This window comes from Actinomycetospora lutea, assembly GCF_028737205.1.
GTDB classification, from domain to species: Bacteria; Actinomycetota; Actinomycetes; order Mycobacteriales; family Pseudonocardiaceae; genus Actinomycetospora; species Actinomycetospora lutea.
On record NZ_JAQZAL010000011.1, the window covers coordinates 35448 to 51014 of the forward strand.

General features: G+C 75.8%; 16 protein-coding genes. 7 read left to right on the forward strand and 9 right to left on the reverse strand.

The features are described from left to right. Window positions 1-38: 38 nt before the first annotated feature. Together PHK61_RS13690 and PHK61_RS13695 are read right to left on the reverse strand one after the other, a co-directional pair. Window positions 39-1589: an acyl-CoA synthetase gene (locus PHK61_RS13690; RefSeq protein ID WP_274281702.1), complete on the reverse strand. Its 1551-nt coding sequence runs from the start codon at window positions 1587-1589 to the stop codon at window positions 39-41. A gap of 5 nt (window positions 1590-1594) precedes the next feature. Further along, a complete protein-coding gene (locus PHK61_RS13695; protein ID WP_274281542.1) occupies window positions 1595-2398 on the reverse strand; it encodes an SDR family NAD(P)-dependent oxidoreductase in 804 nt (267 codons plus the stop codon). Between the two features lie 178 nt (window positions 2399-2576). On the opposite strand from PHK61_RS13695, the gene PHK61_RS13700 reads away from it, so the two are divergent. Together PHK61_RS13700 and PHK61_RS13705 are read left to right on the forward strand one after the other, a co-directional pair. Further along, window positions 2577-3197 (forward strand): TetR/AcrR family transcriptional regulator, encoded by a 621-nt coding sequence (locus tag PHK61_RS13700; protein ID WP_274281543.1) that lies wholly within the window; start codon window positions 2577-2579, stop codon window positions 3195-3197. Window positions 3198-3296: 99 nt separating this feature from the next. Beyond that, window positions 3297-3947, forward strand: coding sequence for a hypothetical protein (locus tag PHK61_RS13705; RefSeq protein ID WP_274281544.1), 651 nt, complete (start codon window positions 3297-3299; stop codon window positions 3945-3947). A 9-nt stretch (window positions 3948-3956) separates the two neighbouring features. Here the strand turns inward: PHK61_RS13705 and PHK61_RS13710 are convergent, their stop codons facing one another. The 5 genes from PHK61_RS13710 to PHK61_RS13730 form a co-directional block, all read right to left on the reverse strand. Next, complete coding sequence (locus tag PHK61_RS13710) at window positions 3957-5324, reverse strand: sensor histidine kinase (protein WP_274281545.1); 1368 nt, start codon at window positions 5322-5324, stop codon at window positions 3957-3959. A gap of 3 nt (window positions 5325-5327) precedes the next feature. Then, on the reverse strand, window positions 5328-5981 hold the full coding sequence (locus PHK61_RS13715) for a response regulator transcription factor (RefSeq protein WP_274281546.1): 654 nt from the start codon (window positions 5979-5981) through the stop codon (window positions 5328-5330). A gap of 64 nt (window positions 5982-6045) precedes the next feature. Continuing rightward, window positions 6046-7107, reverse strand: a complete 1062-nt coding sequence (locus tag PHK61_RS13720; RefSeq protein ID WP_274281547.1) for an ABC transporter ATP-binding protein — start codon at window positions 7105-7107, stop codon at window positions 6046-6048. Next, a complete protein-coding gene (locus tag PHK61_RS13725; RefSeq protein ID WP_274281548.1) occupies window positions 7104-8624 on the reverse strand; it encodes an ABC transporter permease in 1521 nt (506 codons plus the stop codon). The genes PHK61_RS13720 and PHK61_RS13725 overlap by 4 nt, the downstream gene beginning before the upstream one ends. Next, a complete protein-coding gene (locus PHK61_RS13730) occupies window positions 8621-9652 on the reverse strand; it encodes an iron ABC transporter substrate-binding protein (RefSeq protein WP_274281549.1) in 1032 nt (343 codons plus the stop codon). The genes PHK61_RS13725 and PHK61_RS13730 overlap by 4 nt, the downstream gene beginning before the upstream one ends. A 209-nt stretch (window positions 9653-9861) precedes the next feature. Here PHK61_RS13730 and PHK61_RS13735 point away from each other — a divergent pair, with 209 nt between their 5' ends. Genes PHK61_RS13735 through PHK61_RS13745 form a run of 3 tightly spaced genes read left to right on the forward strand, consistent with a single transcriptional unit; the run spans window position 9862 to window position 12231 of the window. After that, window positions 9862-10674: an aldolase/citrate lyase family protein gene (locus PHK61_RS13735; RefSeq protein ID WP_274281550.1), complete on the forward strand. Its 813-nt coding sequence runs from the start codon at window positions 9862-9864 to the stop codon at window positions 10672-10674. 10 nt (window positions 10675-10684) lie between these two features. Next, on the forward strand, window positions 10685-11536 hold the full coding sequence (locus PHK61_RS13740) for an NAD-dependent epimerase/dehydratase family protein (protein WP_274281551.1): 852 nt from the start codon (window positions 10685-10687) through the stop codon (window positions 11534-11536). Continuing rightward, a complete protein-coding gene (locus PHK61_RS13745) occupies window positions 11533-12231 on the forward strand; it encodes a glycosyltransferase (protein WP_274281552.1) in 699 nt (232 codons plus the stop codon). Before PHK61_RS13740 ends, PHK61_RS13745 begins: the two co-directional genes overlap by 4 nt. Here PHK61_RS13745 and PHK61_RS13750 read toward each other — a convergent pair. Next, window positions 12213-13814 (reverse strand): ArnT family glycosyltransferase, encoded by a 1602-nt coding sequence (locus tag PHK61_RS13750; RefSeq protein WP_274281553.1) that lies wholly within the window; start codon window positions 13812-13814, stop codon window positions 12213-12215. The genes PHK61_RS13745 and PHK61_RS13750 overlap by 19 nt on opposite strands. On the opposite strand from PHK61_RS13750, the gene PHK61_RS13755 reads away from it, so the two are divergent. Further along, on the forward strand, window positions 13791-14093 hold the full coding sequence (locus tag PHK61_RS13755; protein WP_274281554.1) for a GtrA family protein: 303 nt from the start codon (window positions 13791-13793) through the stop codon (window positions 14091-14093). The genes PHK61_RS13750 and PHK61_RS13755 overlap by 24 nt on opposite strands. Before the next feature lie 38 nt (window positions 14094-14131). Continuing rightward, window positions 14132-14677 carry an NUDIX hydrolase gene (locus PHK61_RS13760; protein ID WP_274281555.1) on the forward strand — a complete coding sequence of 182 codons (546 nt, stop codon included), beginning with the start codon at window positions 14132-14134 and terminating at the stop codon, window positions 14675-14677. 31 nt (window positions 14678-14708) lie between these two features. On the opposite strand, the gene ppk2 is transcribed toward PHK61_RS13760, so the two are convergent. Then, window positions 14709-15539, reverse strand: a complete 831-nt coding sequence (gene ppk2 / locus PHK61_RS13765) for a polyphosphate kinase 2 (protein ID WP_274281556.1) — start codon at window positions 15537-15539, stop codon at window positions 14709-14711. Window positions 15540-15567 lie beyond the last annotated feature (28 nt).

Below are 15567 nucleotides of genomic sequence, written 5' to 3' on the forward strand. Positions count from 1 at the left end.
GGCTTCCCCTGCCACTGACGCGGCACCCCGGGCCCGGCTCACGGCGCGTCGAGGTCGAGCAGGTACTTCTTGATCTCCGCCTTGAGCACCTTGCCGACCTTGGAGCGCGGCAGGTCCTCCCAGATCTCCACCTGCTTGGGCGTCTTCACGCTGCCGAGGCGCGCCTTGACGAACGCCGTGAGCTCGGCGGGGTCCAGCGAGGTGCCGGGGCGCAGCGTGAGCACGGCGGTCAGCCGCTCGCCCCACTTGTCGTCGGGCAGCCCGATCACCGCGCTGTCGGCCACGGCGGGGTGCGCCATGAGCGCCTGCTCGACCTCGGTCGAGTAGACGTTGAACCCGCCGGTGATGACCATGTCCTTGGCGCGGTCGACGATGTAGAGGAAGCGGTCCTCGTCGAGGTAGCCGATGTCGCCGGTGTGGTGCCAGCCGTACCGCGACGCCTCCGCCGTGGCCGCCGCGTCGTCCAGGTAGCCCCGCATCACCAGCGAACCGCGGACGACGATCTCCCCGCGCTCGCCGGGCGGGAGCAGCCGGCCGTCCTCGGACATGATCGCGACCGTGACCAGCGGCGAGGGCCTCCCGGCCGACGAGAGCCGGGTGCGGGCGATCGACCCGTCGGGCTCGAAGTGGTCGACGGGCGCCATCGTCGAGATCATCATCGGCGCCTCGGTCTGCCCGAAGAGCTGGGCCATCACCGGCCCGATTCTCGTCAGCGCCTCCTCGAGCCGGGCCACCGACATCGGCGCGGCCCCGTACCAGAAGCACTGCAGCGAGGACAGGTCGCGCTCGGGCAGCGAGGGGTGGTCGAGCACCATGTAGATCAGCGTCGGGGGCAGGAACGTGTGGGTGACGCGGTGGCGCTCGACGTGGTCGAGGAACCCGCCGACGTCGGGCGCGCGCATGATCACGATCTCGCCTCCCCGGCACAGCACCGGGAAGCACAGCACCCCGGCGGCGTGGGTGAGCGGGGCCAGCGCCAGGTAGGTCGGCGGCGCGCCGCGCTCGGGCCACGGGTAGCTCATCAGCGTCAGCGCGGTCATCGACTCGATGGTCGTGCCCGTGAGCATCACGCCCTTCGGCCTCCCGGTCGTCCCGCCGGTGCCGACGACCAGGGCGAGGTCGTCGCCGCTGTCGCGGTCGACCGGCTCGGGACCCCCGGCCGCCAGGAAGTCCCCGAGACGGCGCGCCCCGGGGACGTCGCCGTCCAGACAGACCAGCGTGCGCAGACGTGGGAGGTCACCGCGGATCGTGTCCACGAGGGGCGCGAACGAGGCCTGGAAGAAGAGCACCGAGCAGCCGAACAGGTCGAGCAGCTCGCGGTTCTCCGCCGCCTCGTTGCGCGGGTTGACCGGGCACCACACCGCCCCGGCGCGGCTGATCCCGAAGACGCAGGTGAACGCGGTGGGGTCGTTGGCCGAGAGGATCGCGATCCTGTCGCCGGGGGCGGTGCCGTCGGCCACCAGGGCCGCGGCGATGCGGCCGCTGAGGTGCTGGACCTCGGCGTAGGTCGCGGTCTCGCCCTCGCAGACCAGGCAGGGGGCGCCGGGGTCGAGCGACGCCCCCTTGTCCAGGTGGTCGACCAGGCGCATCCCGGTCACATGCCCATGCCGCCGTCGACCGGCAGGCCGGCGCCGTTGACGAACCGGGAGGCGTCCGAGGCCAGGAACACCACGGCGTCGGCGATGTCGGAGACCTCGCCGAGGCGCCCCGAGGGCGTCAGCTCGACGACGGCGCCGACGGCGGCGTCCGGGCTCTCGAAGAGCCCCAGGCCCGCCGTCTCGACGGCCAGCTTCTGGCCCATCGCGGTGGGCACCAGGCCCGGGTAGACACAGTTGACCCGCACGCCGTAACCGAGCTTGCCGGACTCCATCGCCGCGACCCGGGTGAGGCGGTCGACGCCGGACTTGGTGGCCGAGTAGCCGCCGATCGACGGGAACGCGATGGTGGCGGCGACCGAGGCGACGTTGATGATCGCGCCGCCCTGCCCGGCCGGGCCGCCCGGGCGCATCGCGCGGAAGGCGTGCTTGATGCCCAGCATCGTGCCCAGCAGGTTGACCTCGAGCATGCGGCGCACGTCGTCGGGCTCGGTGTCGGCCAGCAGCTGGGTGACCTCGAGCCCGGCGTTGTTGATCACCACGTCGAGCCCGCCGAGCTCGCCGACGGTCTGCGCGACCGCCGACTCCCACTGCGCGTCGTCGGTGACGTCGAGCGCGACGAACCGGGCGGTGTGGCCGTCGGCGGCCAGCGCGGCCGCGGCCTTCTCCCCCACGTCCTCCGCGACGTCGGCCAGCATCACCGCCGCCCCCGCACCGGTCAGCGCCCGGGCCATGCCCTCGCCGAGGCCCTGGGCCCCGCCCGTGATCAGCACCCGGCGGCCCGTCAGGTCGAACGCGCTCATGGGACTCCCCACATCGTCGTGTCGGTGGTGTCGTGTCGGTGGTGTGGATCACACGCTAGGGAGGGCGCCGAACGACCGTCAAGGACGTCTTCGGACGACCGTCCAACGAAAGCTGGACGAGCGTCCGACACCGCGCGTTAGGCTGCCCGGGACGTGCTCCGCCCCGGGAGGACCCACCGTGACCAGCACCGACGCCGGCGACCGGCTCGCGCGACGGCGGGTGGACAAGTTCGAGGAGCGCCGCCGCGCGCTCGCCGACGCCGCGCTGCAGACCCTCGCCGAGCGCGGGTACGCGCGGACGAGCCTGCGGGACATCGCCCAGTGCTCCGGCTCCAGCCTGGGCGTCCTGCACTACTACTTCCGCGACAAGGTCGAGCTGATCACCTACTGCGTGCGCCGCTACAAGGCGCAGTGCGTCGAGCGCTACGACGCGATCGCCGCGCACGCCACCGACGCCGAGGCGCTGCTGCACGACGCCGGCGAGGGACTCGCCGCCACGCTCGAGCAGGACGCGCTGCTGCACCGGCTCTGGTACGACCTGCGGTCCCAGGCGCTGTTCGAGGAGTCGTTCCGGCTCGACGTCGCCGACATCGACGCGAGCCTCGAGCGCATGATCTGGCGGATCGTCACCGCGTCGGCGGAGCTCGCCGGCCGCGCGCCCCGCTGCACCAGCGGCCTCGCCTACGCCGCCTTCGACGGGCTGTTCCAGCAGAGCCTGCTGCGCCACCTCTCCGGCGACGCCGATGCCCTCGACGACCTGCGGGCCGGCACGCGGGCGCTGCTCACGCGCCTGGTCTGACGGGTCGGCACCCCCCGCTGCGGGGGCACACCCGATCGCCGCGGCGGCCCCGCCCGCCCAGGCTCGGGGCCGACACACCGGACCGGAGAGGACGCCGCGATGCTGGACCAGGACCTGGCGCGCGAGCTCGACGCGTGGCTCACGGCACACCCCGCCGACGGTCTCGCCCTCGCCCGCCTCGTGACCCGCCGGATCCGCCGGGCCGGCCGTCACGACCTGCCGACCCCGATCCTCGAGGCGCTCGCCGCGATCGCCGCGCGCCACCGCGGGCGGGACCCGTACCTCGACGACTACCTCGACGCCGTGCTCACCCCGCACGAGCTCGCGCTGCCCCTGCTCGGGCGCGTCGGCGACGGGGCCGGGCTCGACCCCGAGCACCTCGCGGCGCTGCTGCTCGCCGACGTCGTCCGCCACGAGCGCCGGCACCCCGACCCCGTCGACCCCGCCGCGGGCCGTCGGCGCGCGCGGCGGGCGGCGCGCTTCGTGTGGACGGTCGACCTCTCCCTCGACGCCGACGAGGCACCTCCGGACGTGCCCGCCCTCGCCTGGCTCGAGCACACCGTGCTGCCCACCTCCGCGCGCCGCGACGAGCACCTCGTCGTGCGCGCCCGGCAGGCGCAGCACCTCGTCGCCGCGCGGCCGCCGCTGGTGGACCTGCTCCACCACCTCGCGGGCGGGGCGGCCGTCACCGATCTCGCCGCGCACCGCGCGCGGCGCTCCGCCCGGGCCCGCGCGGACGTCGCGGCCTGATCCCCGCGCTCAGGCCCGCGCCCGTGCCCGCTCGCCCCCGCCGCGGCGCGGGCGCGGGGCCGAGGGGCGGGCGAGGGGCACCCGGGCCACCGCCGACGTCCCGCGCCCGGGCCCGCTGACGAGCTCGAGGCGGCCGCCGCGGTCGGCGAGCACGCCCCGGACCAGCAGGAGCCCGACGTGCCCCGCCGCGGGCGGGGCGTGGGCGTCGAACCCGTCGCCGTCGTCGGTGACGCGCAGCGCGACCCGGCCGCCGGGCTCCACCGCGACCGAGACCTCGATGCTCGACGCCCCGGCGTGGCGGACCGCGTTGCGCATCAGCTCGTGGGCCACGCGGTAGAGCGTGAGCTCGAGGTCGTCGGGCAGGGGGCCGTCGAGCGAGGTCTCGACGCGGATGGTCCCCGAGGTCGGCGACGACAGACGCTCCGCGAGCCCCTCCAGGGCCCCGGCGAGCCCACCCGGCGCGACGCTCGGCGGGACGAGGTCGTCCAGCAGGCCCCGGAGCTGCCGCATCTCGTCGGTGAGGAGGGCATGGGCCTCGCCCAGCACGGAGGCGGAGGCCGCCGAGCGCAGCCCGCCCTCGTCCCGGACGACCTCGAGGAGCAGGCCGACGCCGGCGAGGTCCGGGAGCACGCCGTCGTGGAGGCGCTGGGCGATCTCCCGGCGGGCGGTCTCGGCGGCCGCCAGCGCGTAGTCGCGGGCCGCCCGCTGCTCGGCCCGGGCGCGCTCGGAGCGTCGCGCCAGCGAGACCGACACCGGCAGCGTCGCGACCGCGAGCAGCAGCAGACCCGCCGCCGCCACCGCCGCGACGGGCACCGCGGTGGTGCGCACGGCGGCGGCCTCGTCGACCCGGATGTAGAGCTCGAGCCAGGTCTCCGCGCCCCGCGCGTCGCGGAAGGTCGAGAAGACCTCGAGCAGCGTGCTCGAGTGCGCGAACTCGTAGCGGTGCTCCGGGTCGTCGGGGACCTCCTGCACGAGCGATCCCCCGGTGCCGAGCGGCCCCATCGCCGCCGGGTCGTAGCGCGTGGTCTCCCCCTCGACCCGCGGCTCGTCGGAGTACACGATGCGGGCGACGCCGTCGCGCGGCGACCAGATCTTGACCCGCGACATCATCCCGCCGGCGAGGAACGGGCCGACGGCCGCGTCGAGCTCCCGGCGCGTGTCCTCGTCGACGGGGGCCGAGAGGTCGTGCCGCGACACCGCGACGCCGACGGCCCTCCCGACCTGGCGGGCGGTGTTCTCGGCGGTCCGGTGGGCGTCCTGGCGGGCGAAGAGGGCGACGCCGGAGGTGATCGACACGACGGCGACCAGCACCACGACGACCGTGACCACGCCGTGGCGCAGCAGCGCCCGCCGCAGCTCCCTGCCCTCGGCCGGCACGGCTCAGTACCGCGAGCCGACGCTGATGAGCCCCCGACGGTGCGCGGCGACGACCGCCTCGAGCTGGCTGTGGGCGTCCAGCTTGGCCATCAGGGTCTTGACGTGCCCGCGCACGGTGTGCAGCGAGAGCTTCAGCTCGGTGGCGATGCGCGCGGGCTCGCGACCCTGCCCCAGCAGGCGCAGCACGTCGCACTCCCGCGGCGTCAGCTCGACCCGTCCGGGCGGGACCGCCGCGTCGACCACCGGGGCGGCGGGCACCGGGGCGCGGAGCGCGGCGAGGACGCGGTCGAGCGTGCCCTCCTTCGCCAGGAAGGCCGCCGCGCCGGCCGCGACCGCGCGCTCGGCGAGATCGCAGCGCGCGTGGGCCGTGAGGACGATCGTGCGGGTCGCGGGGCGGAGCTCCCGGAGCGCGGCCACCACGTCGAGCCCCGACCCGTCGGGGAGGTCGAGGTCGACGATCGCGGCGTCGAGCGCGGTGCGCCGGGCGTGCGCGAGGGCCTCGCCGACCGAGTGCGCGACCACCACCGCGGCGACGTCGCGCTGGCGCTCCAGGCTGGCGCGCAGGGCGTCGGTGAAGACGCGGTGGTCGTCGACGACGAGCACCACCGTCGCGGGCGCGGCGGAGCCGTCGACGGCGACCGGGTCCGCGCTGCTCACCCCCTCATCCTAGGGAGAGGGGACCGCCGTTCCGAAGGGTAGGCTCACCTCCGCCCGGCGGGGCTCACGCGTCGTAGGCGGTGACCGCGCCGCGCACCGTCACGGTGACGTCGTCCCCGGGCGCGACGGCCGCGTCGCCCGGCAGCCGGGCGGTGACGATCTCGGTCCCGGGCGCCGCGTCCCCGAGGTCCAGCTCGACGGACGCGTCCGGCCCGCGGAAGTCCCGCGAGCGCACCCGCGCGCGGACACCCCCGTCGCCCGCCCCGACGACGATCTGTTCCGGGCGCACGAGCACCCGCACCGGCCCGGCGGCGCCCCGGCGCCCCTGCCGATCGGGCCGCACCGCGAGCACGCCGAGGGCGCAGGACACCGAGCCCGCGCCGTCCCGACGCCCGTCGAGCAGCACGGCGTCGCCGACGAGGGCGCCCACTCCCGGGTCGACGGGGTCGCGGTAGATCGCACCGGGGGCGTCGATCTGCGCGACGACCCCGTCGCGCATCACCGCGACCTGGTCGGCGAGCGCGAGCGCCTCGCCCCGATCGTGGGTGACGAGCAGCGCGGTCGCGCCGGCGGCGGCGAGCGCCTTGACCACCGCGCGCTGGGTGTCGGCGCGCAGACCAGCGTCGAGCGAGGAGAACGGCTCGTCGAGCAGGACGACCGCGGGCTCGGGGGCGAGCGCCCGGGCGAGGGCCACCCGCTGCTGCTGGCCGCCGGAGAGCTCGTGCGGATGGCGCCGGGCCAGGGACGGTTCGAGGTCGACGCCCTCGAGGAGCGCGGCGACCCGGGCGCCACCGCGACGACGCTCGCGCCACGGCAGGCCGAACAGGACGTTGGCGGCGACGGTGAGGTGCGGGAAGAGCGAGCCCTCCTGGGTGAGGTAGCCGATGCCGCGCCGCTCGGGCGGGAGCGCCCGGTCCGGGCCCGCGACCGGGCGCCCGTGCAGCGTCACCGTGCCCGCGTCGAGACGCTCGAAGCCCGCGACGATGCGCAGGAGGGTCGTCTTCCCGCAGCCGGACCGGCCGAGCACCGCCGTCAGCGTGCCCGCGGGGGCGGTGAGCGAGACGCCGCGCAGCACGGGGGTCGCGCCGAAGGCCTTCGCGACCCCGTCGACCACCACGCCCGTCACGGGCCGGCCCCGGCGTGCACCTGGCGGGTCAGCAGGAACGCCGCGGGCACCGAGATGACGATCATCGTGAGTGCGTACGGGGCCGCCGCGCCGTAGGAGACGGCGGCCGCCGGGCCCCAGAACTCCGTCGCGAGCGTCGCCGTGCCGGTCGGGGCCAGCAGCAGCGTCGCGGTGAGCTCGGTGGAGACGGCGAGGAACACCAGGGCCGCGCCCGCGCCCGCGCCGCGCGCGAGCAGCGGAACGGTGACCCGGGCCAGCACGGCGCCGGGCCGCGACCCGAGCCCGTGCGCGGCCTCTTCGAGCTCCGGGGGCACCCGCAGCAGCGCGGCGCGGAGGTTCACCAGCGCCAGCGGCATGAACAGGATCGCGTAGGCCGTGATGAGCAGCGGCGTGGTCTGGTAGAGCCCGGGCACGACCCGGATCGCCACGATCACGAGCGCCAGCGCGACCACGATCCCGGGCAGCGCGTTGCCGAGATGGGTGGTGCGCTCGACCAGCCGCGAGAACCGGCCGGGCCGGCGGATCGCGAGCCACGCGACGGGCAGCGTCAACGCCGTCGTCACCGCCGCGGCGACCAGGCCGAGCCCGATCGAGGTGGCCGTCGCGATCGCGAGCGCCGCCGGGTCGATCGTGGTGGAGCTCCCGGTGATCATCCAGCGCGCGACGCTCACCAGCGGCACCCCGAGCGCGGCGGCCACGAGCAGGCCCACGGCGACCAGCGCGGGCGCCCGCGCCGCGCCGAGGGACGTCCGGGCCCGGCGCCGGGCCGCGCCGGCGCCGACCCGCGCCTGGCGCGCCCGCCCCGCCAGCGCGACGTCCGCGGTCAGCAGGACCAGGCACAGCACGACCAGGACGCTCGCGAGCATGGCGGCGGCCGGCCCGGCGAAGGTCGATTGAAACTGGTCGTAGATCGCGGTGGTGAAGGTCGGGTAGCGCAGCAGGGCCAGCGCCCCGAACTCGGCGAGCAGGTGCAGCCCGACGAGCAGCGCTCCGCCGACGATCGCCGGGCGCAGGGCGGGCAGGACGACGCGCACCGCCGCCGCGCGGGGCGAGAGGCCGAGCGCGCGGGCGACGTCCTCGTGGTCGCGGTCCGACCCGCGCAGCACGGCGGCCACCGGGAGGTGCACGAACGGGAAGTACGACATCGTCGTCACGACGAGCGCCCCCACGAAGCCGTCCGCCCCGGGCAGGACCGAGACCCAGGCGTAGCTGTTGACGAACGCGGGGATCGCCAGCGGCGCGGCGAACAGGGCGCCCCACACCGGTGCCCCGGGCAGGTCGGTGCGCTCGGTGATCCACGCCGTCGCCGTGCCCAGGACGATGCACGCCGACGAGGTCGCGAGGACGAGCACCGTGGTGTTCACCAGGAGCTCGCCGACCCGCGGGCGCCACACGAGGTCGATCGCCGCGGCCGGCCCGACCACGACCACCGAGACGACGACGTAGCCGACCGGGACGAGCGCGAGGAGCGCGGCCAGCGACGCGACGACCACGCGCAGCGGGGCCGCCGCCGTCACAAGAGGCCGGCCTGCTGCATCATCCCGACGATCTTCGGACCGTTGAGGGTGCTGAGGTCGACGGGCGGCGGACGCAGCTCGGAGAACGGCTTGAGCGCCGGGTTGGCCGGGACCCCGGCGCCGACGGTGTACTCGAGGTTCTCCGACCGGGCGAGCACCTGCTGTCCGGGGACGCCGGCGAGGAACGCGAGGAGCTGCTGCGCCTCGGCGGGACGGCTGCTCGAGGCGAGGACACCGCCGCCGGACACCGACAGGAACCCGCCGGCGTCGCCGTTGGTGTAGAACTTCAGCTCGGTGTTGGCGCTGTTCGCGCCCGCCTCGGCGCGGTCCTGGTACCAGTAGTAGTGGTAGATGATCCCGGCCGGGACCTCCCCGCGGTTCACGGCCTGCATCGTCGCGGTGTTGCTCTGGTAGACGCGCCCGTTGGCCTTCAGCCCCGCCAGCCACTGCTGGGTCGCGGCGTCCCCGTTGAGGGCGTTCACCGCCGAGACGATGGCCTGGAAGTCCGCGCCGCCGGGCGGGAACGCGACCCGGCCCTGCCACTCGGGCCGGGCGAAGTCGAGGATCGAGTCGGGCAGCTGGCCCTCGGGCAGGAGGGCCGGGTTGTAGACCACGACGGTCGTCCGCGCCGCGATGCCCACCCAGTCACCCCGGGTGGAGGAGTACTGCGGCGGTACCTGGGCGCGGGTGGCGCCGTCGACGGGCGCGAAGAGGTTCGCGCCGGACACCAGCGACATCGCCGGGCTGTTCTCGGTGAGGAACACGTCGGCGGGCGAGGCGGCGCCCTCGGCCACGAGCTGGTTGCCGAGCTCGAAGTCTCCGCCGTCGCGGATCTGCACCGGGATGCCGGTCTGCCGGGTGAACTCGTCGACCCACAGGCGCCCGAGGGCCTCGTGCTGGGCGTTGTACAGCGTCAACGTCCGGTCCTCCGGCCCGGGCGCCCCACCACAGGCGGCCAGCAGGACGGTGCTCGCGAGGACGGCCAGCACCATCCGGACGAACCAGACACCTTGCCCCGGCACGGGCATCCACCACTCCTCGGGATCGACGGGATGCACGCCCCGTCACAGGTCAGGCGCGCCTTACCTCACGAGACCGTCTCCGTGGGCCGTCCTCCACCCCCAAAATTGGCCGTATGCAGCGGTTCCTCGCCTGCCACCTTGTGGTGACGTTCGGCCGAAGGGGTGCAGATCAGCACAGCCTCGGCTAACACGGCCGCCAGGGTGATGGGAGAACGGTGGACCTCTTCGTCTTCTCGACGTCGGGCGGCGAGGTGGCCCGCCTGGTGGCGGCCGGCGTGACCGGTGTCGTGATCGACTGGGAGCGGCGGGGGAAGGCCCGGCGCCAGGCCGGCGAGGACACCCAGATCAACGCCAACACCGCCCGCGACCTGGACGCGGTCCGGCGGGCCACGGCCGCGACCGTCGTCTGCCGGATCAACCCGGTGGGCCGGTGGACCGCCCGCGAGGTCGATCGTGCGGTCGCGCTCGGTGCCGACGAGCTCCTCGTACCCATGCTGCGCCGCCCCGCGGAGCTCGATCGCGTGCTGACGCTGGTCGGCGGCCGCTGCGGGGTCGCCGCGATGATCGAGACCCAGGACGCGGTGGAGGCCGTCGACGCCCTCGTGCGCCGTCCGCTCTCCCGCGTCTACATCGGCCTCAACGACCTGCGCATCGACCGCGCGGCCCGGACCGGGGTCCCCGCGGGACTCTTCGTCCCGATGGTCGACGGCACCGTGGCGCACGTGCGCGACCGCGTCGCCGCGGCCGGTCACGCCTGCGGCGTCGCCGGGCTGACACGCCCCGACGCCGGGCACCCGGTCCCCAGCGCGCTGCTCGCCGCCGAGATGGAACGCCTCGGGATCGACTTCACGTTCCTGCGGCGCTCGTTCCGTGCCGACACCGCCGACCGCGACCCCGCCGCGGAGATCCCGCGCATCCACGCCGCCGCGGCCCTCGCCGGTGCCCGCGACGACCGGGCACGGGCCGCCGACCGCGAGGCGTTCGTCCACGCGGTCACCGCGCCGGTCCCCGCGCCCGTCCTCGTCTGACGGCGCCGGGGTGCACGCGCTCGTCACCGGCGCCGGCGGATTCGTCGGACGTCACCTCGTCGCCCGCCTGCGCGCGGACGGCTGGTCGGTCACGGCGCTGACCCGGGCGCGGGTCGACCTCGCCGACCCCGTCGCCGCGGCCGCCGCGGTGCGCGCCGCCGACCCCGACGTCGTGTTCAGCCTGGCCGCCGCGCGCGACCGTCGGGACCCGGCGGCGCGCGCGGCGTCCACGGCGGTCAACACCAGCCCGTGGCTGGTCGACGCCCTCGGTCCCCGCTGCCGGGCGGTGGTGCGGCTCGGGTCGTCCACCGAGTACGCGGCGAGCGACCGCCCGCTCACCGAGGACGGCCCGCTGAGCACGCAGAGCTTCTTCGGCGCCACGAAGGCGGCGGGTTCGCTGCTGCTGCTCGCCGCCGCGGCGCAGCGGGGGGTGCGCGCGACCGTGCTGCGGGCCTTCCAGGTCTACGGGCCCGGCGACCACCCGACCCGGTTCGTGCCCGTCGTGCTCGCCGCCGCCGCGACCGGTGACCGGGTGCCGCTCACCGCGCCCGGGATGCGGCGGGACTGGGTCTGGGTCGGCGACGTCGTCGAGGCCTGCGTGCGCGCGGCGCTCGCCGACGACCTCGCCCCCGGCACCGTGCTGAACCTGGGCACCGGGGTGCAGACGGCGAACGAGGAGCTCGTCGCCCTCGCCGAGCGTGCGACCGGGCGGACCGTCGCCGTCGACGTCGGTGCCCACCCCGGCCGCGACTGGGACACGGGGCACTGGGTCGCCGACCCCTCCCGTGCGCGGGAGCTGCTCGACTGGAAGCCGACCGTCGACCTGCCCGACGGCTTGCGGCGGGCCTGGTGTGCCCGGTGACCGTCGCCGTCGTGGTCCCCGTGCACCGCAACGGCGCGACGCTCGAGGAGCTGGTGCGCCGCATCGCCGGCGCGCTCGCCGGGCGGCCGTGGCGGGTGCGGCTGGTCGTCGACGCCTGCCCGGAGGGCAGCGGGCATGTGGCGCGGGCCCTCGCCGCCCGGGATCGCCGGGTCGCGGTCACCGAGCTCGCGGTCAACGTCGGCCAGCACGCCGCGCTGCGCCGCGGGCTCGCCGACGAGCCCGGGGCCTGCGCCTGGGTGTGCCTCGACGCCGACCTCCAGGACCCTCCGGAGGCGCTGCCCGCGCTGGTCGACCGCCTCGACGAGCACGACGTCGTGTTCGCCGGGCGGCGCGGGGCCTACGAGTCGGCGGGCCGGCACCTCACCGGCCGCGGGCACCGTCTGCTCGTCGCCGCGCTCACCGGGCTGCCGGCCGACGCCGGGGCGTTCCTCGCCCTCGGGCCGCGGGGGCGGGCGGCCGTCCTCTCCCCCGCCGGCGCGGCGGCGCCCAGCGTGGTCGTCGCGCTCGGCCCGCGGACCCGAGCCGGCGCGGGCCTGCGGGTCACCTCGCGTTCGGTCGCCCGCGCGACCCGGCCCGTCGGGACCTCGGCGTGGTCGTCGCGCGCCCGCCTGCGGCAGTCGGTGCGGGCGCTGCACTGGTGCACCGTCGCGCGCGCTCAGCGCACCCAGCGTTGAACGACCAGCGAGGTCCAGGTCGCGCGCAGGAACCACTGCCCCTCGACCCGCCGCCCGGAGCCCGCGAGCAGGACGTCGCCGTCGACCGGCCCGGTCTCCCCGTGGATGATCCGGACCCGGACGTACCAGACGACCGCCGCGTCCGGCGCCGCGTGGATCGGTGGGACGCGCAGGTCCGGGGCCATCTGCGGGTGGCGCGTGCGGACGTAGTGCTCCAGCGCCAGCGCGGATTGGCGGTCGCCGGCCATGACGACGTCGCCGGGGCGGTGGGCCGCCGCGATCATGGCCGCGACCTCGTCCGAGCGCTCGCGCGGCGGCGCCCACAGCAGCCCGACCGAGGCGACCAGCGAGGTCACGAGGAGCACCGCGCTCAGCACGACCGCCGGCCCCCACCGCAGGACCCGCACGCGCCACGGCCAGCACGCGACGCCGGCCGCGGTGAGCACGCCGAGGCCCAGCAGCGCCGGCAGGACGTAGCGCGGCTCGTAGACCGCCCGGAACTCGGTCTCGGCGATCAGCAGCGCGAGCACGGGCAGCGCGAGCCAGCCCGTCACGACGACCAGCAGCCGGGTCGGCGCGCGCCAGACCCCGAGCGCCGCCGCGACCGTCACCACCGCGGCGAGCACGACGTCCTTGCCCGACCAGCGCCAGGCCGCGAACAGCGGCAGGCGCCCGGCGGTGTCGTAGAGCAGGGCGGCGTTGCGGTCGGCGACGGTCGCGAGGTTCAGCGCGACGAGCCCGAGCGTCGGGACGGCCGCGACCGCGGCGACGAGCGCGAGCCACATCGCGCGCCGCGGGGCGAGCACCATGCCGGCGACGGTCAGGCCGGCCACGGGCAGGAGCGCGTACCAGTGCGCGAGCCCGGCGCCGGCCGCGCAGAGCCCGAAGACGAGCAGCCCCCACCGGGCGCGGTCCAGCCAGCGCGCGAGGCCGTACGCCGTCCCCGCGGTCATCAGCAGGGCGAGCCCGTACGAGCGGGCCTCGACGCTCCACTCGAGGACCAGGGGGTTCAGTGCGGTGACCAGCCCCGCGACCAGCCCGACCCGCCGGTCGTCCGCGAGGCGCGCCACGGCCGCGGCCAGGACGCCCGCCGCGGCCGCCCCGCACACCAGCGCGAGGACCCGCAGCGCGAGGTCGTTGTCCGTGCCCGGGAGGAGCAGCACGACGTGCGCCACGACGTACCACGGCAGGTTGTAGGAGGGCGGGATGTCGCGCAGGTACCAGGTGGTCCCGCGGCCCTCCCACGCCGCGCGGAGGATCTCGGCGAGGGGCAGGCGCGCCACCTCGGTCGAGAAGAGCTCGTCGTACCAGAGCCCGGTGCCGCGGGTGAGGACCACGGCTCCCAGCACGAGGGCGACGAGGGGCGGGACGAGCGCCACCACGGCCGGCGACGGCACCGGGCGCCGCGTCGGCGTGCCGGTCGCCGCACGGCCGTCGTCCACGGCGCGATCCTCCCAGGTGGGCGGCCCGGTGCCCGCGGACTCCTCGCCCTCGGCGCGCGGTATCTCGGCGCCGGCCTCGTCGTCCTGCCGCTGAGCCTCGCGCTGCACCTCGGGCTCGTGCACGCGGGCGTCGACGTCCACCTCGCCCGCGTGCTGAGCTTCGTCGCCGGCACCGCGGTGATCTCGGTGCTCCACCGGCGCTGGACGTTCCGCTCGTCCGGGGTGCGCGGGGCCGCGGCGTGGATGGCGGCGCTCTCCGCGGTCACCGTCGTCGTCGTCCTGCTCGGTCACGGGCTCGCGCTGGCCGCGCTCCCGTCCGTGGTGCCCGACGGATGGGTCGTCCCGGCCGCGTGGGTCGCGTCGCAGGGGCTCGGGACCACGGTCACGTTCCTCGTCCTGCGCGGCGCCGTGCTGCGCTGAGCCCGTCGTCGCGGCGTGATCCCGGGTACGGTCCCGGCGTGCCCGAGGCGGTCGGTGGTTGGACGATCTTCGGCGAGCGCTCGGCCTACGAGAGCCCCTGGGTCCGGGTCCGGCTGGTCGACGTCGAGGCGCCCGAGGGGACGCGCTTCGACTACCACGTCGTCGAGCTCTCGCGGATCGCGGTGGCGCTGGTCGTCGAGGGCGACCGGGTCCTCGTGCTGTGGAAGTACCGGTTCCCCGCGGGCCAGTGGGGCTACGAGCTGCCCGGCGGCATCGTCGACGACGGTGAGGCACCCGGGACGGCCGCGGCCCGCGAGACCGCCGAGGAGACCGGCTGGCACGTGCGCGGGGAGCCCGAGCACCTGCTGTCGATCGAGCCGCTGCCCGGCCAGGTCCGTGCCCGCGTCGACATCTACCTGTGGCGCGGCGCCGAGCACGTCGGGGACCCGACCGACCCCGCGGAGGACGGGACGGTCGCGTGGGTCGACGTCGCACGGATCCCGGAGCTGGTGGCGCGCGGGGAGATCCTCGGCGCCGCGTCGGCGACCGCGCTCATGTACCTCTACGGCCGACCGACCCCGTGACCCGGTCCTCGCCGACCCGGTCCCAGCCGGTTCAGTCCTTGCCCAGCAGCGTCGCGGCGTGGTCGGGCACCGCGCGGGCGACCTCGCGGGGCGGGCGGACGTAGCCGTCGCCCGGCGGGCGGACCGGGATCTCCAGGGCCGGCAGCTCGATCGGCGACCACGGGACCGTGTCCAGCAGGTGGGCGATCATGTTGAGTCGCGAGCGGCGCTTGTCCTCGGACTCGACGATGGTCCAGGGCGCGATCTCGGTGTCGGTGGCGGCGAGCATGTCGTCCTTGGCCTTGGAGTACTCGTCCCAGCGACTGATCGACTCCAGGTCCATGGGCGAGAGCTTCCAGCGCTTGAGCGGGTTCTCCAGGCGCTCGCGGAAGCGGCGTTCCTGCTCGTCGGGGCTGACCGAGAACCAGTACTTGCGCAGCATGATGCCGTCCTCGATGAGCATGTCCTCGAAGGTCGGGCACTGGCGCAGGAAGCGGTCGTACTCCTGGGGCGTGCAGAAGTCCATGACGCGCTCGACGCCGGCACGGTTGTACCAGGAGCGGTCGAGCAGCACGATCTCGCCGGCCGCCGGCAGGTGCGGGACGTAGCGCTGGAAGTACCACTGCGTGCGCTCGCGCTCGGTCGGCGCGGGCAGGGCGACGATGCGCGCGACGCGGGGGTTGAGGTTCTCCACGACCCGCTGGATGGCGCCGCCCTTCCCGGCGGCGTCACGACCCTCGAAGATCACGACGAGGCGCGCGCCGGTCGCCTTGACCCACTCCTGCATCTGCACCAGCTCGCCCTGCAGGCGCAGCAGCTCGGCCTCGTACAGCTTCTTGGGGAAGCGCTTGGGCTTCTTCCGCTTCACCTCGGACGTCGTCATCGCCGTGACCCCCTGTTCTCGGACACCG